The organism is Pelagibacterium sp., assembly GCF_965249125.1.
Lineage (GTDB): Bacteria > Pseudomonadota > Alphaproteobacteria > Rhizobiales > Devosiaceae > Pelagibacterium.
In genome coordinates this window covers 2,081,678-2,102,046 of record NZ_OZ252217.1, presented here as the reverse complement: position 1 = coordinate 2,102,046, position 20,369 = coordinate 2,081,678, and the positions used below count along the sequence as shown (strand labels likewise).

Here is a 20,369-nt window from a genome sequence, read left to right as displayed (position 1 = left end):
ATGTGCTCCTATGTTTGAACGCCGTGACAGCGCTTGAACTTCTCTCCGCTGCCACAGAAACAACGGGCATTGCGCGGGGTATATTTCATTGCGAGTGCCATGGTTAGATGGGCATTCTCGACTTCGGAGGATTGCACCATTCGGGCTAAGGCTGGACTCACCTTCACCTCACCCACGCCAGGGATGCTGTTCATAATTTCATTGCGTCGTTGCGCCGAGCGGAAGAACTGCTGGATCAAAGGGTCGTTCTTCAAAGCCAATCGATGATTGTCGCGCCGGATGCCTTCGTTCTCGAAATCATAGTCCGCGCTGCTATCCGCCAAGAATAGCCGCGTCGTTATTTCGGGGATTTGCGCCGGCGTCAGGTCTCTCCATGGCTCGCCCGGTGCTGGCTCGTACACGGCATGGTGTTCCGCTTCGACATAGACACCTGGCCATTCCCAGATCGCCCAACCCAAAACGATTCTTCCGCCGCTTCTGGTGACTTTTTTCCTGGCATTGTTGAAGCAATCCAGCGGAGCACAGTCCTCCTCCGGGACAATAGCCAGCAATATCGGAGCTGCTTCGTTGCTGATCCTTCGGCAGAATCTGAGAATCTGCGGTGTGGGCTCTGCCGTTCGGGTCAACATCATTGCCTGGGTCACTTCTCGGTGGAGGTGTTGCGCGTAGCGCTCGATCCAATACGCCCTAATGGTGCACCCGATGGCGTTCTTTGCGCTCCTGGCACCATGTGTAGAGTGCGGCAATCAGCGAATTCGCCTGAGAAACGTTGAAGATCTCGGGCTCAAAGATCGGCGCCCAAGCCTTCGTCTCGGCGTGGTCGGGATGATCAACGTTCGTCAGGCGTTCAACGAAATCGGGGTAGTCATATGCGCCGCCACAGTCCTCGGGCGGGCAGGCGCGCGCGCCCGCCAGGCAGCTTGGAAAAGGTTCTGTATCCGCCTTGACGAATTTGGCCTGAATGGCGTGACGCCAATTGTCGCCGAAGTCGTAAACATAGAGGAACTCGCCAGTTTGCCTTATCGCCTCTCCCAACGTGTAGCTGCGCTCGTCTAGACATCCAGGCTCCGGACCCATCTCATCGCTTTCTGGGATCTCATAACGTTGGCCGGCAATCTCGAACATATGAAGATGGCGGTCCTCCCATCCCATTGCGCCCTGGATCACTGCATGGAGTTCATCGAGCGATATGGACGAAGCCACGACCACCCTGCGCCAAACGGGTGGTTCGATGCCGATAAGACGGATTTCCAACTCAAAGCTCATTGCAGAAACATCCGCGAATCTCGTTCCTTCCCTATACTAGCTGCTATAGCCACCTTTTGGATCATCTTGGTGGTCTTGGATGACCTTGGAAGTCACCGCATTGAATAACCGATAGATTCCCCGCGATCTTCTCGCCGACTTCAACGGGCCTCTGGGCCTATAGACGGCGAGAGATCGATGACCCCCAGCAAGCTTCTGATCGGCCAGATTCTGATCGTGTTCGCGATCGTGATCGGTGCTGTGTGGGGCGCGACGCAGTGGGCGGCGGCAGCGCTGCAGTTCCAGCCGCGACTGGGACCGGCCTGGTTCGAGGTCGTCGGCTACCCGGTTTATCTGCCTTGGCGCCTGTTCGAGTGGTGGTACGCATACGAGGCCTACGCGCCGGCTGTCTTCAACCGCGCCGGCATCTTCGCGGCGTCGGGCGGACTGGCCGGCGTCGCGGTGGCCATTGCGGGATCGCTGTGGCGGGCGCGGCAGAACCAGTTGGTCACCACCTATGGTTCGTCGCGCTGGGCTACGAAGTCCGAGATTGCCAAATCCGGTCTGCATGACGATCGCGGTGTTTTCCTCGGGCGGCTGAAGGACCGCTATCTGCGCCATGACGGACCGGAGCATGTCATGTGCTTCGCGCCGACCCGCTCGGGCAAGGGCGTCGGGCTGGTTATCCCGACGCTACTCAGCTGGCCGCATTCGGCCGTCATCCATGACATCAAGGGCGAGAACTGGCAGCTGACAGCTGGTTGGCGGTCGCGTTTCTCGCACTGCCTGCTGTTCAATCCGACCGATCCGGCCAGCGCCAAATACAATCCGCTCTTGGAAGTGCGCAAAGGTCCGTTCGAGGTCCGCGACGTCCAGAACATTGCCGACATCCTCGTCGATCCGGAAGGGGCGCTCGAACGCCGGAACCATTGGGAGAAGACCAGCCATTCCCTGCTGGTCGGCGTGATCCTGCATGTCCTCTACGCGGAAGAGGACAAGACCCTGGCGCGGGTGGCTGGCTTTCTGTCTGATCCGTCGCGGTCCTTCGAGCGCACGCTGCGCGTGATGCTGAGCACCAATCATTTGGGCGCCGACGAGGAACCACGGGTGCATCCCGTCGTCGCCCAGGTCGCACGCGAGCTGCTCAACAAGGCCGAGAACGAGCGTTCCGGCGTGTTGTCGACCGCCATGTCGTTCCTCAGCCTCTACCGCGATCCGACCGTCGCCGTCACCACCAAAGCCTGCGAATGGCGGATTGCCGATCTCGTCGACACCGAGCATCCGGTCTCGCTCTATCTCGTCATCCCGCCCTCCGACATCTCGCGGACCAAGCCGCTGGTGCGGCTGATCCTCAATCAGATCGGCCGGCGGTTGACGGAGCGGCTGGAAGGCGAGGCCGGCAAGCGCCGACGCCATCGGCTCCTGATGATGCTCGACGAGTTCCCCGCACTCGGGCGGCTCGACTTCTTCGAAAGCGCGCTCGCCTTCATGGCCGGATACGGCGTGCGCAGTTTCCTGATCGCTCAGTCGCTCAACCAGATCTCGAAGGCCTATGGTGAGCACAACGCCATCCTCGACAACTGCCATGTGCGGATTGCCTTCGCCACCAATGACGAGCGCACGGCCAAGCGTATCTCGGATTCGCTCGGCACGGCGACGGAACTTCGGGCGCAACGCAACTATGCCGGTCACCGGCTGGCACCCTGGCTGGCGCATGTCATGGTCTCGCGTCAGGAGACGGCGCGGCCGCTGCTGACGCCCGGCGAGGTGATGCAGCTACCCGCCGACGAGGAGATCGTCATGATCTCCGGTCAGCCGCCGATCCGGGCAAAAAAGCTTCGCTATTTCGAGGACGGGAACTTTTCGGGCCGGGTCTGCCCCCCGCCCGGCCTGAAGGCGGGCGGTCCGTATCAGGACCGTCCGCCACACCGCCCGGACGACTGGTCGGGGCAGGTGCGCGGCACTCATGCCGGTCTCGCCAAACCTTGGTCCGAACTCGTCACCGGCGACGAAGAGGACGATGGCGGGCTCAAGCGCCATCCGAGCCTTCCCGAGGAGGCTCCGACCATCCCCGAACCGGATCACTCACCGGATGCCGGCCTGCTCGACGACGAGTTCGACCCGAACGACGCGAAGCGGATGGAGCAGCTCGACCGCAACTCCGACGCTGTCCGCCGCGCCCACGCGATCGATCAGTCCGACGACGATCTCCTGCCGAACTTTTGAGGATTCTTGTCAATGAAGCCCCGTTTGAACGTCCACATCTCCCACGAGCTTGCCGAGCGCATCGAGATCGCCGCCAGGCGCCCGGGCGTGACCAAGGCGGCTGTGGTCGAGGCCGCGCTGCTGGGCTTCTTCTCCAAGGAGTTCGACGACCAGCGCGACGGCGCGCTGATCCGCCGGCTCGATCGTCTCACCCGGCAATATGACCGGCTGGAGCGCAACCTCTCGATCACCACCGAGACACTGGCGCTATACATCCGCTTTTTCCTGACCGTGACGCCGCCCTTGCCCAACACGGATCAGGAGGCCGCCCGCGCGCTCGGCAAGGAGCGCTTCGAATATTTCATCACACAGCTCGCACGCCGGCTCGCGGGCGGCAAGAACATGATCCGCGATGTGCTGGAGGAAGTCAGCGCGGACGAGAACGAGTTCTTCACCGAGGCCGAGATCGCCGCTTTGCGCGCCGTGCGCGAGGGCCAAAGCTCACCGAACGGTGCCGACGAACACGGGGAGGCGGAGGATGAGTGATCGCCTCCAGCCCACGACCCGCAACCGTCGCCGCACCATGCTGGCGACCGCCATGGGGCCGGTGATCGCGGAAGCCCTGGCCGACGAGGCGACCACCGAGGTGATGGTCAATCCCGACGGATGCCTCTGGCTCGACCGGCATGGCGAGGGCCGCATCGCGACGGGTCAGATGATCGGCGCGGCGGAGGCCGAACGCATCATACGGCTGGTCGCGAGCCATATCGGCCAGGAATGCCATGCCGGCCGGCCAATCGTCTCCGCCGAACTGCCGGAAACCGGCGAGCGGTTCGAGGGTCTGTTGCCGCCGGTCTCGCCGGCACCGTGCTTTTCGATCCGCAAGCCGGCACGGGTGCTCTACCGGCTACCCGATTATGTGTCAGCGCAGATCCTGTCGCCGCAGCAGGCCGAGGCTCTGCGGGAGGCTGTCGAAACACGTCAAAACGTCGTCGTGGTCGGAGGCACCAGCTCCGGCAAGACCACGCTGGTCAACGCACTGCTCGCGGAAGTCGCGACCGGCGGCGACCGGGTGATCATCATCGAGGACACGCGCGAGCTGCACTGTGCGGCCGAGGACTGCGTGACGCTTCGCACCAAACCGGGAGTCGCCTCGCTTGCCGACCTCGTCCGTTCGACTCTGCGCCTTCGGCCCGACCGCATCGTCGTCGGCGAGGTTCGGGGCCCGGAAGCCCTCGACATGCTCAAGGCCTGGAACACCGGCCATCCGGGCGGGATCACCACGCTCCACGCCAATTCCGCCCATGCCGGCCTCTACCGGCTCGAGCAGCTCATCCAGGAAGCGGTGATCACTGTGCCGCGGCGCCTGATCGCGGAGGCGATCGACATCGTCGTCTTCCTGAAGGGCAGGGGAGAAGGCCGCCGGGTCGAGACTGTCGCCGCACTCGAGGGCCTCGATGCAAACGGCGATTACCACCTCAAGCCCCTGACGCCCCAGCCACTCGCACCAACCGCCTGACTGAAGGAGTGCCCGCATGCCGATTCTCGTTTCCGCAATCCGCCGCCAAGTTCGTAGTGCCGTCATTGCCGCTACTGTCTTTGCCATGAGCGCGCCGGCTTATGCCGCCGGATCCGGCATGCCCTGGGAAGGGCCGCTGACCCAGATCCTGGAATCCATCGAGGGACCGGTGGCGCGCATCATCGCCGTCATCATCATCGTGATCACCGGCCTGTCGCTGGCCTTCGGCGAGACCTCGGGCGGGTTCCGACGGCTGATCCAGATCGTCTTCGGCCTGTCGATCGCCTTCGCCGCGACCAGCTTCTTCCTCTCCTTCTTCTCCTTCGGCGGCGGAGCGCTGGTGTGATGCGCGTCGAAGGCTTCGAGGTCCCGCTGCACCGTGCGCTGACCGAACCGATCCTGATGGGCGGGGCGCCGCGAACGGTCGCCATCGTCAACGGCACCCTCGCCGCCGCACTCGGTCTCGGCCTTCAGCTCTGGATCGCCGGTGTCGTCGTCTGGGTTATCGGCCACGCCGCGGCGGTCATGGCCGCGCGCAAGGACCCCGCCTTCATGGAGGTCCTGATCCGCCATGTCCGTCACAAGGGATATCTTACATGCTGAAGGGTTTTACATGCTGAATTTGGCCGAATACCGCAAGCGTCCGGCGCTGCTCGCCGACTATCTGCCCTGGGCCTGCCTGGTCGCACCGGGTGTGGTGCTCAACAAGGACGGATCGCTGCAGCGGTCGGCCCGGTTCCGCGGGCCGGATCTCGAAAGCGCGACGGAGGCCGAGCTCGTTGCTGCCTGCGCGCGAATCAACAATGTGCTGCGCCGCTTCGGCTCCGGCTGGGCGCTGTTCTTCGAGGCCGATCGGCATCACGCGCGGGACTATCCGCGCTCCGAGTTTCCCGATCCCGTGTCGGCACTGATCGACGAGGAACGACGCGCCGGTTTCGAGAATTCGCAATCCCTGTTCGAGAGCAGCTATGTGCTGACCTTTTGCTGGCTGCCGCCGGCGGAAAGCGTCAGCCGCACCGAGCGGTTCCTGATCGAGAACGCGAACGAACGGCAGGGCGTTGATTATCGTGAACATCTCGACAGTTTTGTCCGCCGCACCGACCGGGCGCTCGACCTGCTCGGCCAGATCATGCCAGAAGCCGCGCCGCTCTCCGACGAAGAGACGCTGACCTGGCTGCACAATTGCATCTCGACGCGTCGCCATCCGGTTTCGGTCCCGGAGATCCCCGCCTATCTCGATGCGGTGCTGGTCGACACCCCATTGACCGGCGGGCTGGCGCCGATGCTGGGCAGCGAGCATTTGCGGGCGCTCACCATCCTCGGATACCCCGGCGCGACCACGCCCGGCATCCTCGACGATCTCAATCATCTCGGCTTCGCTTATCGCTGGATGACACGCTTCGTGCCGCTCGACAAGCCGGCGGCCGAGAAGGTCATCCGCCGCTATCGACGGCAATGGTTTGCCAAGCGCAAGTCGATCGCCGCCATCATCAAGGAGGTGATGACCAACGAGCAGTCGGTGCTGGTCGACACCGACGCCGACAACAAGGCCGCCGACGCCGATGCCGCCTTGCAGGAACTCGGCGCCGACCTCGTCTCCTATGGCTACGCCACAACCACCTTCGTCGTCACTGATGCGGACGCGGTGCGCGCCGACGAGAAGCTTCGTGCCGCCCAGCGCGTCATGGACGGGCGCGGTTTTGCCACCATCGAGGAAAGCGCCAACGCGGTTGAGGCCTGGCTGTCGTCGCTGCCGGGCCATGTCTACGCCAATGTCCGCGCCGCGCCCGTCAATACACTGAACCTCGCCCACATGATCCCACTCTCGGCGAGCTGGGCGGGTCCGGCGCGCAACGAGCATCTCAACGGTCCGCCGCTCCTGACGGTGCGCACGAACGGTAGCACGCCGTTCCGGCTTGTCACCCATATCGGCGATGTCGGCCACACGATCGTCGTCGGTCCGACCGGTGCAGGCAAGTCGGTGCTCTTGTCGCTGATTGCCCTGCAGTTCCGCCGCTACGCCGATGCCCAAATCACCATCTTCGACAAGGGCGGCTCGGCTCGTGCGGCCGTCCTCGGCATGGGTGGGAGCTACTTCGATCTCGGGGCGGCGCAGGAGGGTGTGAAGAACGCGCTCGCCTTCCAGCCGCTCGCCAATATCGACGTCACAGCCGAGCGCACCTTCGCCCAGGAATGGGTGTTGGGACTGCTCACTCATGAAGGCGTTTCAGTCACGCCCGACACCAAGGATGCGGTGTGGTCGGCGCTGTCGAACCTTGCCGCCGCGCCGCAGTTGGAACGTACGCTCACCGGTCTGGCGACACTGCTTCAGCGAAACGATCTCAGGCAGGCGCTCCAGCCCTATACGCTCGAAGGTCCATACGGCCGTCTGCTCGATGCCGATGACGACCGGCTCACGCTCGGCGCCGTCCAGTGTTTCGAGATGGAAGAGTTGATACACCAGGAGGGCGCCGTGCTTCCGGTGCTCACTTACCTCTTCCATCGGCTCGAACAAAAGTTCGACGGCAGGCCGGCGCTGCTCATCCTCGACGAGGCGTGGCTCTTCCTCGACAACCCGGCCTTCGCCGCGCGTATCCGCGAATGGCTGAAGACGCTCAGGAAACGCAACGTCTCGGTGATCTTCGCCACGCAGGGCTTGTCGGACATCGCCAATTCCTCGATTGCGCCGGCGATCATCGAGAGCTGCCCGAGCCGCATCTTCCTGCCCAACGATCGCGCGGTCGAACCGCAGGCAAAGGCCATCTACGAGGCCTTCGGGCTCAATGACCGGCAGGTCGAGATCATCGCCCGGGCTACGCCCAAGCGCGACTACTACTACCAGTCGCGGCAGGGCAACCGGTTGTTCGAGCTCGATCTCGGCCCGCTCACGCTCGCCTTTGTCGCCGCCTCCACCAGACAGAACCATGCCCTGATGGACGAGCTCATCGCCGCCCATGGCGAGGACGAGTTCGCCGATTCCTGGCTTCGCGCCCGCGGCCTCGACTGGGCGGGCGAGCTCATTGCCCACCCATCCCCCAAGCAGAAAGAGGAGAATCCGCATGAAGCATAAGCTCGTTGTTTTCGTCACCGCGATCGCCGTCGCCATCTCGCCCGTTCAGAAAGCCCAGGCGCTCTTCGGCTTCGGCGACGTCGTCTACGACCCGACCAACCATGCCGAGAACATCCTGACGGCGGCGCGTTCGCTCGAGCAGATCAACAACCAGGTCCAGCAGCTCGCCAACGAAGCGCAGATGCTGATCAACCAGGCGCAAAACCTAGTCAGCCTGCCGACCTCGATCGCCGGTGAACTGCAAGGCTCGCTCAATCAAGTCGATCAGCTGATCCGCAACGCGCAGGGGATCGCCTACGACCTCTCCGAAATCGACAGCGCCTATCGGGAGCTGTTCCCCGAGGAATACGCCGACAGCGTCTCGACCTCCGACATCCTGCAGGATGCGCGGGAAAGCTGGAACCTCGCGCGCGAAGGGTTCCGGCATGCACTGGAAGTCCAGGCCGAGGTGGTTGGTGAGATCCGGTCGGATGCAGCAACGCTCGACCGCCTCGTCGATGAGAGCCAGGGCGCGGTCGGCAATCTGCAAGCCGTGCAGGCCGGAAATCAGCTGACGGCGCTTGCCGCCAAGCAGTCCATGCAGCTCCAGAGCCTGCTGGCCGCCTCGACCCGCGCCGAAGCGCTGGACCGAGCCGACGCACTGGCAGCCCACGAGCGCGGCCAGGCCCGCTTTGAGCGCTTCATGGGCGACGGCTCCGCCTACACGCCGCGCTAGGAAAGGACAGGGCGATGGATGATCTCAACGTCATCGATCGGTTCACCGAGACCTTCGTCACCTATATCGATTCCGGCTTCGGTCTTCTGGCGCCGGACATCGCCTTCCTGACCACGGTCCTCATTGGGATCGATATCACGCTGGCCGGTCTCTTTTGGGCGTTCTCCGAGGACCGGTCCCTGCTGCCGTCGCTCATCAAGAAGGTGCTCTATGTCGGCGCCTTCGCCTTCATCCTGAACAATTTTGCCAGTCTCTCCACCATCATCTTCGACAGTTTTGCCGGCCTCGGCCTGCAGGCGACCGGTTCGCCGATCAGCGCCAGCGACCTGATGCGGCCGGGTTTTGTCGCGGCGGCCGGTTATGACGCGGCTGCCCCGCTGCTCGAAGAGGCTGGCGAGCTGATGGGACCAATCGCCTTCTTCGAGAATTTCGTGACCATCATGGTGCTGCTTTTTGCCTGGGTGGTGGTGCTGATCGCTTTCTTCATTCTGGCGATCCAGCTCTTCATCACCATTCTGGAGTTCAAGCTGACGACGTTGGCAGGCTTCGTTCTGGTGCCCTTCGCGCTCTGGAACAAGACCGCGTTCCTTGCCGAACGCGTGCTCGGCAATGTGGTTGCCGCCGGCATCAAGCTCATGGTCGTCGCCGTCATTGTCGGTATCGGCTCGACCCTCTTCGGCGAGTTCGCCTCCTCGTTCTCGGGTGGCGACATCACGCTGCAAGAGGCCGCCGCCACCGTCCTCGGTGCGCTCTCCATCTTCATGCTTGGCATATTCGGGCCGGGCATCGCCGCGGGGCTCGTCTCCGGCGCGCCGCAACTGGGTGCGGGCGCCGTGGCGGGATCGGCGGCCGGTCTCGCCCTGGGTGGTGCCGCGGCCGGCGGCGCGGCGATTGGTACGGCGCGTGCCCTCGGTGCGGGAGCCGGTGGCGCCACCCGCGCGGCCGCGTCGATGGCCGGAGGTGCGTCCGGCGCCTATCAAATCGCTCGCGCCTCCTCCGATGCTTCCGGTCCTGCCGGTGTCGCCGCGGGCATGGCGGGTATCGCCCGCGCCGGCGCGGGAGCCGTAGGTCAGGGTGCGCGCAACATGGCGGCCCGGGCGACCGGTGGTGTCCGGCAAGCCTACGCCGATGGCGAACGGGGCGCCTTCGCTGCCACTGGCGGCACCCGGTCCGGTGCGGCCGATTCCTCTTCAACGGCTCCATCCGCTCCCGACGCTCCTGATTGGGCGCGCCGCATGCGCCGCGAGCAGCGCATGCGCGAGGGCGTGACCGTCGCTGCCCACACGCTGCGCGACGGCGACCGCCCGGCCGCCGGCGAGAACCCCAAACTCAAGGACGAGGACTGATGTTCAAACGCGCCACCACAACCTACGGCAAGACGCCGGAACCCGAAACGCCCTATCAAAAGGCGGCTCAGGTCTGGGACGAGCGGATCGGCTCTGCGCGCGTCCAGGCAAAGAACTGGCGGTTGATGGCCTTCGGCTGCCTGGCGCTCGCCCTCGGCCTGTCGGCCGGCGTGATCTGGCAGGCCGGCCGCAGCGTGATCACCCCATACGTGGTCGAGGTTGATCGGCTCGGCGAAGTACGCGGTGTCGGTCCGGCGACAGAACCCTGGTCGCCTTCCGATGCCCAGATCGCCTACCACCTGGCGCGCTTCATCGAGAATGTCCGCTCGCTGTCGATCGACCCGATCGTGGTGCGCCAGAACTGGCTGGCGGCCTACGACTACGCCACCTCGGACGCCGCCAACACGCTCAACGAATATGCCCGCGAGAACGACCCGTTCGGCGCCGTTGGCGAACGCACCGTCACCGTCGAGGTGACCAGCGTGGTGCGTTCTTCGCCCGACAGTTTCGACGTGCGCTGGCGCGAACAGTCCTTCGAGAACGGTTCGCTCGCCGCGACCACCCGCTACCGCGCCGTCCTCACCGTCATCCTGAAACCGCCGCGCACCGAAGCAGCACTCAGGAAGAACCCGCTCGGCATCTATGTCCATGCCGTCAACTGGAGCCGCGACCTGATCCCCGGAGAGGAACAATGAAGACACTCATTATATTGGGGGCGGCGCTGAGCCTCGGCGCCTGCGCTTCCACCAAGCAGTTGCCGCCGAAGATCGACTTCGATGAGGCCGAGTTCCAGCCTGCCTCGCTCACCGTCGATCCGCCGGGGCCGGTGGAGATCGTGGAACTGCCCGAGCCTTTGCCGCTGCCCGGCCAGCTCAAGCCGGCGCCGGACGGCGTGACGGATAAGGCCGTCGACGATCGCCCGCCGGAGGAACGGATCGTCGCCGCCAACGAGGCGGCGAAGGTCGAGCCGTCCGAGAGCGGTTATGTCAACGCGATCCAGGTCTATCCATTCGTCGAGGGTGCGCTCTATCAGCTTTACACCGCGCCCGAGCAGGTGAGCGATATCGCGCTGCAGGAGGGCGAGCGCATCGTTGCAGTGTCGGCGGGCGACACGGTGCGCTGGGTGGTCGGCGACACGGTGAGCGGCACCGGCGCGACGGCACGCGCGCATGTGCTGGTCAAGCCTATCAAGGAAGGTCTCAGGACCAACGTCGTCATCATCACCGATCGGCGCACCTATCATCTGGAACTCACCAGCGACACCGAGACCTATATGGCCTCGGTCTCCTGGCACTATCCGCGCGACGAACTCCTGGCGCTTCAGCGCCGCAACGAGGCTGCGCGGGCTGCGTCGGAGCACGTCGTCGATGCCGGGCTGAGGCTCGACCGGCTCAACTTCCGCTACGCGATCAGCGGCGACGATCCGCCCTGGCGGCCGGTACGCGTCTTCGATGACACCCACAAGGTCTATATCCAGTTCCCCGGCCGTCTCGATCAGGGCGAGGCGCCGCCGCTCTTCGTCGTCGGACCGAACGGCGAGAGCCAGCTGGTCAACTACCGAGTCAACGGCACCTACTACATTGTTGACCGGCTGTTCGCCGCCGCGGAGCTGCGCCTCGGCGAGGAGCCGCAACAGGTGGTGCGCATAACCCGCACCGATGGGCGTTCGGCGCGGCCGCGCACACTGCTCGATCTCCTCGCGTCCAATCGGGGAGGGGACCGATGACCAACGAGAACGCTGGTCCCGCGCCCAAGCTCGATCCCGAGGATCTTGCCTTGCGCGCCCGGCCGAGGCCGGTGCGTCGGATCAATCGGCGTGTCCTGTTCCTGCTGTCCGGCACAGGACTCATGCTGATCTTCGGCGCTGTGATCGTTGCGCTCGATCCGCCGAACCTGTTCGGCCGCGCCGAGACGGGCAGGGAACTCTACCGCACCGAGAACAATCCCATGCCGGAAGGGCTCGAGCGGTTGCCGCGGCGCTACAGCGATCTCGAGCCGCGGATTGAGCTCGGTCCGCCGCTGCCGGGTGACATCGGTCCGGCCGTCGTCGAGACCGAACGCGATCTCGGCATCGCGCCGTCCAACACCCTGCCGTTCCGGCCCGATCCGGAGGCAGATGCCGCCCGCGCCGATCGCATCCGCATGGCGCGGCTGGCCCAGCAGGGTCGGGAGTCGGACGTGTTCTTTCAGCTGACCTCGGGTGGCCCGGGCGTTGCCAATGCCTTCGATATGCCTGGCGATGGACCGGCCGTAGGCACGCCGCAGATACAGGGCCCGACCAATCCATTCGACGCATTGCGGACGCCGGCCAATACCAGCGGGGATGCGGTCATTGGTCCTGGAATAGGCACGGACCAGAACATGCAGGCTCGCAAGCTGGATTTTCTCAGCGGTGAGGTCGATGACGAGATTTATAGCTCCCACACATTGCAGGATCCGGTCTCGCCCTACCAGCTGATGGCGGGTACCATCATCCCGGCGAGCCTGATCACTGGCCTGAATTCCGATCTGCCTGGCCGCGTGATCGCCAAGGTCACCGAGAACGTCTACGACACGCCGACGGGGCAGTTTCTGCTTGTTCCCCAGGGGGCTCGCGTCATTGGCACCTATGACAGCCAGGTCGCGTTCGGCCAGGAACGCGCCCTCGTTGTCTGGCAGCGCATCGTCATGCCGGACGGCTCGTCGATCGTCATCGACAACCTGCCGGCGACCGACACCGCGGGCTACGCGGGGCTTGAGGACGAGGTGGATTTCCACACCTGGCGGCTGTTGAAGGGCATCGCCTTGTCGACGCTGCTCGGCGTCGGCACCGAACTAACCTTCGGCTCGAATGAAAGCGATCTGGTCGCAGCCATTCGCGGCTCAGCGCAGGACAGCACCAACCAGGCCGGCCAGCGGATCACCGAGCGCAACCTCAATATCCAACCCACCATCACCATCCGGCCGGGCTGGCCGCTCAGGATCATCGTCCACAAGGACATCGTGTTGCGCCCTTACGGCCAGCGGGAGGTATCGCAATGACTCTGAAGCTCGACAGGCTCCCGGATCGCGAGGCGGTCAAGATCACTTTTACCGCCGATGCCGAATTGAAGGCCGCGCTCAACGACTATGCCGAGATCTATCGGCGCACCTACGGACAGAAGGAAACGGTGACCGAGCTCATCCCCTTCATGCTCTCCGCCTTCGTGGAGGCCGATCCAGGGTTCAAGCGGGCGCGCAAGCAGCTCGCTGAAACCCGTACACAATCACCGTCACCTCAAACCAGGGCGACTTAACATGGCCACCATCGGCAGCTTCACCGCCGGCAGGGACGGCTATACCGGCACGATCCGCACCCTCACCGTCAACGTCAAGGCGAGCATCGTCGCCAACGACAGGAAGAAGACCGAAGGCGCGCCGGACTTCCGCATCTACGCCGGAAGAGCGGAGCTTGGAGCGGCCTGGAAGGCTAAGACCGTCGGTGACGAGCCGCGGGACTATCTCAGCGTCCTGCTCGACGACCCGAGTTTCCCGGAGCCGATCCGGGCGGCGCTGTTCGAGGAGGACGGGGCGGCGTTTCTGGTGTGGAACAGGCGGGAGAGGTAGGCACTTCAACTGGGCGTCACATTTGCAGGCTGGATCGCCAGCGGCACTGAGCGTCAGGCGCGTTCACCGTTAGCGGCCGCCGAGATGGGGCCGAACGTGACCAGCTTGCTCAGGCGTGCGACTCGCTCGACACATGCCCACAGCGTTCGTCGAACAAAAAGAGAACATTTAATTGCTCATTAGGACAAATCATGCCAGTCTGACAAAAATTGACACAGCACCAAGTGATTCGGAAAGTGAGGGTATAATGCGGCCTGGGCAAACGGAATTCTCAAGGCTTAGAGAAAAGGCGGGACTTACCATAGACGAAGCGGCAGATCTTCTCGCCATCTCCCGAAGGACCGCATATCGGTATGAAACCGGAGAGAGCCAGCCAAACCGTCTTGCCAAGCGCACACTTAAAGAGAAGGCGACGTGCCGTCAGCAGCCAGCAGGTCGTGGGTTTAGCTTTATTGACCTCTTCGCTGGCATAGGGGGTATGCGAAAAGGCTTTGAAGCCATTGGCGGAAAGTGCGTTTTCACCTCCGAATGGGATCGGTGGAGCCGCGAGACCTATGCGGCCAATTTCCCTGTTGATCACGAGTTTGCGGGAGATATTCGCGAATTCACCAAAGATGAGGAAAGTCTGGCAAGGATTCCTCGTCACGATGTCTTGCTTGCCGGATTCCCGTGCCAGCCGTTCTCGATTGCAGGCGTGTCCAAAAAGAACGCTCTCCGACGTCCTCACGGCTTCATGTGTGATACTCAGGGTACCCTGTTCTATGATCTTGCCGAGATTATTGCATTTCACCGGCCTCCAGCGTTCCTGCTGGAAAATGTCCGAAATCTTGAAAGCCACGACAAGGGAAGAACATTCGCTACAATTCGCAATGTTCTTGAGAACGAGCTTCACTACCATGTCCACTATCGCGTAATCAGCTCCGAACCTTGGGTTCCACAGAAGCGTGAACGCATTTTCATAGTCGGATTCAGGGAACCGGCTGATTTTGATTTCGACAGGCTGGAGAAGCCGTTCGGCCAACAGCCGAAACTGGGTGATATTCTGCAGTCACCTGCTGAGGTGCCCGCAAAATATACGCTGACCGAGCATTTGTGGAACTATCTTCAGGCATACAAGCGAAAGCATGCCTCCCAGGGCAATGGCTTCGGCTACAGCGTATTCGGCCCCAATGATGTGACCCGCACTCTCTCCGCCCGCTATTACAAGGACGGGTCAGAAGTGTTGGTGGAGCAGCCGGGCCATCGCCCACGCAGACTCACACCGCGGGAGTGCGCTCGCCTGATGGGCTTTGATGCTCCCAGTGGGGAGGAATACCATATTCCGGTTTCCGATACGCAAGCGTACCGCCAGTTCGGAAATGCTGTGGTGGTGCCTGTGGTAGAAGCTGTGGCTCGCTTGATGCAGCCCTGCATCCAAACGGCAATCAGTCGGAATGAGAATACCGTTATCCCATTCCGTCGTGTGAACCGAAACCTTCACACTGAACAGGTAGCGCATGGCTGATGTGGTTCCGCCGCACGTTCGCAGCCGGATGATGGCGGGGATCCGAGGCACTGATACACGTCCCGAGCTTGCATTGCGACGCGGCCTGCATCGCCTTGGATTCCGCTTCCGTTTGCACGACAGGAAACTTCCCGGAAAGCCGGACCTCGTGTTTCCTCGCTACCGGGCAGTTTTGTTCGCACATGGGTGCTACTGGCACGGGCACGACTGCCACCTCTTCCGATGGCCGCAAACCCGGCAGGACTTCTGGCGCCAGAAGATAGAGCGCAACCGTGAGGTAGATACCCGTACGGAGCGGGAACTGACGGCGACAGGATGGCGGATCGGTATTGTTTGGGAATGTGCGCTCAAGGGGCGTCACCGGTTGCCGTTTGACGAGGTACTGAATCAGTGCGCAGCCTGGCTTTGCTCCGAGCGCTCCAGAATGGAGATTCGGGGAGGGGCGGCGTGATACGACATGGCTTTCTTTCTGACCATTTTGAGGGTGTCGTTGTGAAGCGGCTCAGTGCGGTAGAAGCCGATGCCACACGCTCAAACCAGCACGAATACAATGGCGTTTCAGCGCTGAAACATCTCTTCGGTACCGAGCAGCCCGTTACCTTTCAGACTCGCTTTGTCTGGCTAGGCGATGAGCAAGAGGCCATCTCCGAGGACGGGACGCTTACATGGTACGATGCGCGGGCAAAGCATCCAACCCGCTCAGAGTATCGCCTCTATTTCCCGACTACGCCGGTTTCGGAACTTACTAGTGAGGGAGATCCACTCTTCATCGCGAAACGTACTGACGGCACGGTGATGGTGATTGTTACCAAGGCCAGCAGCACGATGGAAAACCAGCTTGTGTGGCTATTTGGTTTGCCTGATCAGCCACGTCTGGAATTTGAATTCCAGGACATCGAGCGCGACGAGGACGCAGAACTGGATTTCGCTGCCCGTTTCATCCTCGATGAGTTGGGCATTGAGTTTGAGGAGCCGGAGGCGGACAAGCTCGACGAGCTTCTTGAAAGATTCGGAATGGCGTTCCCAACGACGGTGGAATTCTCGGCGTTCGCACGACAGACGATTCCCGAAGTGTCACCGCTCGATGACCCGGACAGCGCTTTGCTAGCCTGGATGGAGCAGGAAGAGGCGCTTTTCCGCCGACTGGAGCGCCGAATTGTTGCTGCGCGCCTCGAACAGGGATTCATGATTGCAGACGGTGCCGATATCGATGGATTTCTTGGATTCTCCCTCAGCGTTCAGAATCGCCGCAAGTCGCGGGCCGGCTATGCTCTCGCCCATCACATTGAGGCCGTGTTCAAGGCACATGACATCCGGCACGCTCGTGAAGCCACTACCGAAAAGAAAAATGCCGCGGATTTCCTCCTGCCCGGCGAAGCCGAATATCACGACCCCTCGTTTCCGACAACTCGCCTGACAATGCTGGGTGCCAAGACAACATGCAAGGATCGCTGGCGTCAGGTCCTCGCTGAAGCCAATCGCATTGCCCGGAAACACCTCCTGACGCTTGAGCCTGGCATCTCCGAATCCCAGACCGCGGAGATGCAAAGTCAGGGTCTCCAGCTTGTTCTCCCCCGTTCCATACACGCCAGCTACAAGCCATCCCAGCAGGAATGGCTTATGGATGTGAATGGATTTCTTCAATTGGCGCGGGAGCGGCAAGACAATTGATTGCCATATATCGAATCCGGCACAGAGTTCAGAAAAAGCCTACGTCAATGTTCGGCTGGCCCGTCCTGCTAATGTGTGACCCAAATCGCTGAATCAGGTTGGACAAAAAAGGTGCGGAAACCGTCGCTCTTCTGAGATCCAACTTCTTGTTCAATTCAGAAAGAGGGATTGTCTGGGTGTCGCCAAAATCGACCATCATAGGCTTATCATTTGAATGAAGAGGAGGAAGGAAGTGCCTTCTCGTCTCAATATTCTGATTTACAAACTTCCTGAGTCTCTTTTGCTCCTTTGAAATCTTCGCTCCGTCGCCGTTGGCTTCCTGAATCTTTTTGATAGCAGCTTCCCATTCCTCTTCGCCAACCTTGCACCGCGCCAAAAGAACATTGCTTATCTTTTGTGTTGCCATGTCGCACTGTGGGCTCAGGACAATCCAGAATTCGTCCTTGGCAAGCTCGAAAATGTCGCCCGTATGTGCCCGGTCCTCGTTGGCTGATGGATGAATGTACGCTTCATACGGATGCCATTTCGAATTCTCCGGGTTCTCGATTCCAAGCAATTCCACCAAGTGAGATCCGTACTGCCGTGCAATGATTTTCACCTTCTCCTGAGGCTCTAGGTCGCCAGGAAACTCGCTCCAGTGCGGCCACAATCGTTTGTTGAAAATTGCTGCCGACGCCTTCTCGATTTCCTCCCGTGAACCACGCAGCAACTCCATCATGTCCCAGTTTCGGGCCAGCCATTCAATTGCACGGCCTACGCTACCGGCATCTCCTTTTGGGAACTGTTTGACGTGCTCGAGGCCAGCAATCTCTTTGTCCACCTCTGCCAGATTTCCGCTGAATATCGCAACGGGTATCCCACGTGTTGAGAATATTTCCCTTATAAGTTCATTGCCAAATTTTGCATTTTCTTTACCGCCATCCTCCGGAATTCGGATATCTACAATCGCGCAATCTATTCGGCTCTCCGCCAATTTCTCATTAGCTTCTATCTCATTCTTTGCACTTATTAGCCGAATTTGGCGGGCGTTTTCTTGATTTTCGTTGTTCCACTCCTGAATCGAAGTGTCGACTCGGTCAATTTGCGCCTCGTCATCCTCAACAAGCAGCAAGATCATTTTGGTCATCTAATGCAGAGCCCCCGGATAGAATATCTCAAACATGGCACCATCCTTGTAGCCAGGATGAAAGAATAACTTGGCACCCGAACGGGCCAGCGTTTCTCTTGCGATGTTGAGCCCAAGGCCAGTACCGTGCGGCTTAAGCGTGAAACCCACATCAAAAATTGATGAAATGAACTCTTCAGGAATACCCGGCCCGTTATCTTTTACCACAATCCGGGTGCCTTCCTCATCTCGTGCAAGGATTACATCAATCGTCGGGTCGTCAATATCGTGTTCCAGAAGCCAATGAATAGAATTGCCGATTAAGTTGACAAGTGCAGTGCTCAGATCATCCCGGTATCCTATCAAGAGATGGATATTCTCGGGATTCATAATACGCATCCGGACGTCGTGCATTTGAAATATCTCGAAAGCCGAAATTATAATAGGCACCGGATTAAAGGTTTCCGGCTTCCCTCGCTTTCCTCCGGCAAGTGGGCGCAAGCTTCGAAAAAGCACTTCGAGTTTGCCTGCCTGCTTTTCCATAAGCACCAGCTTTTTGCGAACCTGATCAGCCGTCTTTCCAGAGGTCTTGATCGCGTCCGTACTTTCGATTACCGCTCGAAACCAGCCAGCCGTTTCCTTCAGGTACGCGGCTGGCGGCCCTCCTTCATGCAAGACCTCTCCAACGATAGCCCCCAGTGATGAGCTTGCCTCAAGCGCTCTCTGGCGCTCTTCCAGTTGGTCAATCTGGCGCGAGAGATCGCTCATCTCCCTGTCAATGACCTTCTCGGCCTCGACCCTTTCTTGCTGCGACAGAAGCGGGAGGATCTTTCGACGAATGCGTTTTAGTTCTGCAAACCGCCGGGCTTCGTCAAATGACCCCGAACGCTTCCTGGAAATGCCGACGCTTTCTCGAAACTGCTGCCGTCGCGGTTCGAGAATCTGGCTGAACACGCCGACTACGAGTTCCTGCAAACGGCGAAACGCCGGGTTCTCCTCCAGTCCTTCACGGCTGCTGCGCTCGACGAGATTTGCGTTTCTTGTATCGTCAATCGTTACGTAGCCGGCGACCTGGTTGTTTCCTATGCGCAAGGATGGGTCCTGTACCCGCCGCTTATCGAGGGTCAACCAATCGCTCTCAACATCACCGTATGGTCTGATGCGAAAGCCATTTCGGTAGATCGCAACCCCTGCGACTTCATCAAGAATTCGGCGAGCCTCTCTCGCTGACAATTGGCCAAGCCCCTGTCTGGCCATGTTGTGCTTGATTGCATCAGCTTCTCGGTCGAACACACGTAGCTTTATGCCGAACGGGCCGGGTGATGCACTATCGGAATTCTTCGGAGCCGGAAGATTGACCTCAACACCTGCAAGACCACCGCGGTGGTTGGTGTATGTACCCTTGAAATTCCCTGCGGAGTCAAATTCCCCATCCAGGTCGTAGTCCGATACGGTCAGTAGGGGATAGGGCTTTATTTCATATGGATTGGATTGTCCGTCGTCCCCAGAAGGCATCTCGCCGAATGCGGTCTGAAGAAGTTCGAGCCCATCAAATCCGGCATTGTCCCTCTTGCAATCAGAAAGGTCGAGAATAATGCGGAAATCGAATCCTGTTTCACTGTCAGCTTGAATCGGAGAAAGCAACCGCCGCAGCTCAAGAATAAGTCTTGTGATCGATTCTTTGTTCCACGCTTCTCTAAGCTCCCGAATCTCAATCAAAGTTCCGGTCTGAGCCTCGGTTTTCTGCTCCAGAAATTCGATTTCAATATCTGATAGGTAGCGGTCACTCCCAAAGTCGTCCCAATCAATCTCTGGGATCAATACCTCATGGTTTCCATCTGGTATGGATACAACTGAGTTGAGCGACATCTTTCTGCCGAGTTTGGCAGCAGCAAAGCGACCAATACCCTTAGAACCCATCATAATTCTATTGCCCGGCGAAAGGCGGACATCCACCTTTGATGGAGTCGCGGGTTCCATCCATTTTTCAGTAATAGTTCGCGCATCCATCCCATGACCGTCGTCGGACACGACAATAGCTCCTTCGCCACTGACCAGCGGCGGAACGAACTTGACGGTGGCAATCTTCGCATCTGCATCGTACGCGTTCTTCACCAGCTCGATTACAGCGGCTTCCGGCCCACTGATCAGTTGGTCCCCGATTGTGCGGATGATTCTTGCTCGCGGTCGGAATTTCAAATGACTCAAGATGCACTGTCTCCAGCTGAGTGTGATGAACGCGCGGCAGGAAGATACCTGTAGAACGTCGACATTGAAACGCTAAGGCGCCTTCTAACCTCGCAATTGGATTAGTGTTGTCGCCCAATAACGGTTGGATTAGTGTTGTCGCCCAATAACGGTTCTGACCTTGTTCGACGAGTTGGTGACTGAGGAAATGCATGGA

At 60.7% G+C, this 20,369-nt stretch carries 20 protein-coding genes; 16 read left to right on the top strand and 4 right to left on the bottom strand.

Annotated elements, in window-relative coordinates:
* Positions 1-8: 8 nt before the first annotated feature.
* Together ACP148_RS10285 and ACP148_RS10280 are read right to left on the bottom strand one after the other, a co-directional pair.
* Complete coding sequence (locus ACP148_RS10285; RefSeq protein ID WP_421950811.1) at positions 9-632, bottom strand: SEC-C domain-containing protein; 624 nt, start codon at positions 630-632, stop codon at positions 9-11.
* Between the two features lie 55 nt (positions 633-687).
* Positions 688-1,266 (bottom strand): plasmid pRiA4b ORF-3 family protein, encoded by a 579-nt coding sequence (locus ACP148_RS10280; RefSeq protein ID WP_421950810.1) that lies wholly within the window; start codon positions 1,264-1,266, stop codon positions 688-690.
* A 177-nt stretch (positions 1,267-1,443) separates the two neighbouring features.
* Between ACP148_RS10280 and ACP148_RS10275 the strand changes: the two genes are divergently transcribed.
* The 16 genes from ACP148_RS10275 (at position 1,444) to ACP148_RS10200 (ending at position 16,860) form a co-directional block, all read left to right on the top strand.
* On the top strand, positions 1,444-3,471 hold the full coding sequence (locus tag ACP148_RS10275; RefSeq protein ID WP_421950809.1) for a conjugal transfer protein TraG: 2,028 nt from the start codon (positions 1,444-1,446) through the stop codon (positions 3,469-3,471).
* 12 nt (positions 3,472-3,483) lie between these two features.
* Positions 3,484-3,996, top strand: a complete 513-nt coding sequence (locus tag ACP148_RS10270; RefSeq protein WP_421950808.1) for a CopG family transcriptional regulator — start codon at positions 3,484-3,486, stop codon at positions 3,994-3,996.
* Positions 3,989-4,969, top strand: coding sequence for a P-type conjugative transfer ATPase TrbB (gene trbB / locus ACP148_RS10265; protein ID WP_421950807.1), 981 nt, complete (start codon positions 3,989-3,991; stop codon positions 4,967-4,969). Before ACP148_RS10270 ends, trbB begins: the two co-directional genes overlap by 8 nt.
* Positions 4,970-5,054: 85 nt before the next feature.
* The gene (locus tag ACP148_RS10260; protein ID WP_421950914.1) at positions 5,055-5,315 is read left to right on the top strand and encodes a TrbC/VirB2 family protein; all 261 of its coding nucleotides are present in this window, start codon (positions 5,055-5,057) and stop codon (positions 5,313-5,315) included.
* A complete protein-coding gene (locus ACP148_RS10255; RefSeq protein WP_421950913.1) occupies positions 5,315-5,572 on the top strand; it encodes a VirB3 family type IV secretion system protein in 258 nt (85 codons plus the stop codon). Before ACP148_RS10260 ends, ACP148_RS10255 begins: the two co-directional genes overlap by 1 nt.
* Positions 5,573-5,582: 10 nt before the next feature.
* Positions 5,583-8,039, top strand: coding sequence for a conjugal transfer protein TrbE (gene trbE, locus ACP148_RS10250; RefSeq protein WP_421950806.1), 2,457 nt, complete (start codon positions 5,583-5,585; stop codon positions 8,037-8,039).
* On the top strand, positions 8,029-8,754 hold the full coding sequence (gene trbJ / locus ACP148_RS10245; RefSeq protein WP_421950805.1) for a P-type conjugative transfer protein TrbJ: 726 nt from the start codon (positions 8,029-8,031) through the stop codon (positions 8,752-8,754). The genes trbE and trbJ overlap by 11 nt, the downstream gene beginning before the upstream one ends.
* A gap of 14 nt (positions 8,755-8,768) precedes the next feature.
* Positions 8,769-10,100, top strand: a complete 1,332-nt coding sequence (gene trbL, locus ACP148_RS10240) for a P-type conjugative transfer protein TrbL (RefSeq protein ID WP_421950804.1) — start codon at positions 8,769-8,771, stop codon at positions 10,098-10,100.
* Positions 10,097-10,795 carry a conjugal transfer protein TrbF gene (gene trbF, locus ACP148_RS10235; RefSeq protein ID WP_421950912.1) on the top strand — a complete coding sequence of 233 codons (699 nt, stop codon included), beginning with the start codon at positions 10,097-10,099 and terminating at the stop codon, positions 10,793-10,795. Before trbL ends, trbF begins: the two co-directional genes overlap by 4 nt.
* Positions 10,792-11,826, top strand: coding sequence for a P-type conjugative transfer protein TrbG (gene trbG, locus ACP148_RS10230; protein ID WP_421950803.1), 1,035 nt, complete (start codon positions 10,792-10,794; stop codon positions 11,824-11,826). Before trbF ends, trbG begins: the two co-directional genes overlap by 4 nt.
* Positions 11,823-13,121, top strand: coding sequence for a TrbI/VirB10 family protein (locus ACP148_RS10225; protein WP_421950802.1), 1,299 nt, complete (start codon positions 11,823-11,825; stop codon positions 13,119-13,121). The genes trbG and ACP148_RS10225 overlap by 4 nt, the downstream gene beginning before the upstream one ends.
* Positions 13,118-13,375 (top strand): DUF2274 domain-containing protein, encoded by a 258-nt coding sequence (locus ACP148_RS10220; RefSeq protein WP_421950801.1) that lies wholly within the window; start codon positions 13,118-13,120, stop codon positions 13,373-13,375. Before ACP148_RS10225 ends, ACP148_RS10220 begins: the two co-directional genes overlap by 4 nt.
* 1 nt (position 13,376) lies before the next feature.
* Complete coding sequence (locus ACP148_RS10215; protein ID WP_421950800.1) at positions 13,377-13,685, top strand: DUF736 domain-containing protein; 309 nt, start codon at positions 13,377-13,379, stop codon at positions 13,683-13,685.
* A 172-nt stretch (positions 13,686-13,857) separates the two neighbouring features.
* Positions 13,858-15,189 carry a DNA (cytosine-5-)-methyltransferase gene (gene dcm, locus ACP148_RS10210; protein WP_421950799.1) on the top strand — a complete coding sequence of 444 codons (1,332 nt, stop codon included), beginning with the start codon at positions 13,858-13,860 and terminating at the stop codon, positions 15,187-15,189.
* Positions 15,182-15,640 carry a very short patch repair endonuclease gene (locus ACP148_RS10205; protein ID WP_421950798.1) on the top strand — a complete coding sequence of 153 codons (459 nt, stop codon included), beginning with the start codon at positions 15,182-15,184 and terminating at the stop codon, positions 15,638-15,640. The genes dcm and ACP148_RS10205 overlap by 8 nt, the downstream gene beginning before the upstream one ends.
* A complete protein-coding gene (locus ACP148_RS10200; RefSeq protein ID WP_421950797.1) occupies positions 15,637-16,860 on the top strand; it encodes a type II restriction endonuclease in 1,224 nt (407 codons plus the stop codon). The genes ACP148_RS10205 and ACP148_RS10200 overlap by 4 nt, the downstream gene beginning before the upstream one ends.
* A gap of 28 nt (positions 16,861-16,888) precedes the next feature.
* Here ACP148_RS10200 and ACP148_RS10195 read toward each other — a convergent pair whose 3' ends face one another.
* The gene (locus ACP148_RS10195) at positions 16,889-17,986 is read right to left on the bottom strand and encodes a hypothetical protein (protein ID WP_421950796.1); all 1,098 of its coding nucleotides are present in this window, start codon (positions 17,984-17,986) and stop codon (positions 16,889-16,891) included.
* Positions 17,987-20,173, bottom strand: a complete 2,187-nt coding sequence (locus ACP148_RS10190; protein ID WP_421950795.1) for a sensor histidine kinase — start codon at positions 20,171-20,173, stop codon at positions 17,987-17,989.
* Positions 20,174-20,369: the final 196 nt, after the last annotated feature.

Coding starts and splice junctions, on each gene's coding strand:
- ACP148_RS10285 (WP_421950811.1), bottom strand. CDS start 632: ATGATGTTGACCCGAACGGCAGAGCCCACACCGCAGATTCTCAGATTC.
- ACP148_RS10280 (WP_421950810.1), bottom strand. CDS start 1,266: ATGAGCTTTGAGTTGGAAATCCGTCTTATCGGCATCGAACCACCCGTT.
- ACP148_RS10275 (WP_421950809.1), top strand. CDS start 1,444: ATGACCCCCAGCAAGCTTCTGATCGGCCAGATTCTGATCGTGTTCGCG.
- ACP148_RS10270 (WP_421950808.1), top strand. CDS start 3,484: ATGAAGCCCCGTTTGAACGTCCACATCTCCCACGAGCTTGCCGAGCGC.
- trbB (WP_421950807.1), top strand. CDS start 3,989: ATGAGTGATCGCCTCCAGCCCACGACCCGCAACCGTCGCCGCACCATG.
- ACP148_RS10260 (WP_421950914.1), top strand. CDS start 5,055: ATGAGCGCGCCGGCTTATGCCGCCGGATCCGGCATGCCCTGGGAAGGG.
- ACP148_RS10255 (WP_421950913.1), top strand. CDS start 5,315: ATGCGCGTCGAAGGCTTCGAGGTCCCGCTGCACCGTGCGCTGACCGAA.
- trbE (WP_421950806.1), top strand. CDS start 5,583: ATGCTGAATTTGGCCGAATACCGCAAGCGTCCGGCGCTGCTCGCCGAC.
- trbJ (WP_421950805.1), top strand. CDS start 8,029: ATGAAGCATAAGCTCGTTGTTTTCGTCACCGCGATCGCCGTCGCCATC.
- trbL (WP_421950804.1), top strand. CDS start 8,769: ATGGATGATCTCAACGTCATCGATCGGTTCACCGAGACCTTCGTCACC.
- trbG (WP_421950803.1), top strand. CDS start 10,792: ATGAAGACACTCATTATATTGGGGGCGGCGCTGAGCCTCGGCGCCTGC.
- ACP148_RS10225 (WP_421950802.1), top strand. CDS start 11,823: ATGACCAACGAGAACGCTGGTCCCGCGCCCAAGCTCGATCCCGAGGAT.
- ACP148_RS10220 (WP_421950801.1), top strand. CDS start 13,118: ATGACTCTGAAGCTCGACAGGCTCCCGGATCGCGAGGCGGTCAAGATC.
- ACP148_RS10215 (WP_421950800.1), top strand. CDS start 13,377: ATGGCCACCATCGGCAGCTTCACCGCCGGCAGGGACGGCTATACCGGC.
- ACP148_RS10205 (WP_421950798.1), top strand. CDS start 15,182: ATGGCTGATGTGGTTCCGCCGCACGTTCGCAGCCGGATGATGGCGGGG.
- ACP148_RS10195 (WP_421950796.1), bottom strand. CDS start 17,986: ATGACCAAAATGATCTTGCTGCTTGTTGAGGATGACGAGGCGCAAATT.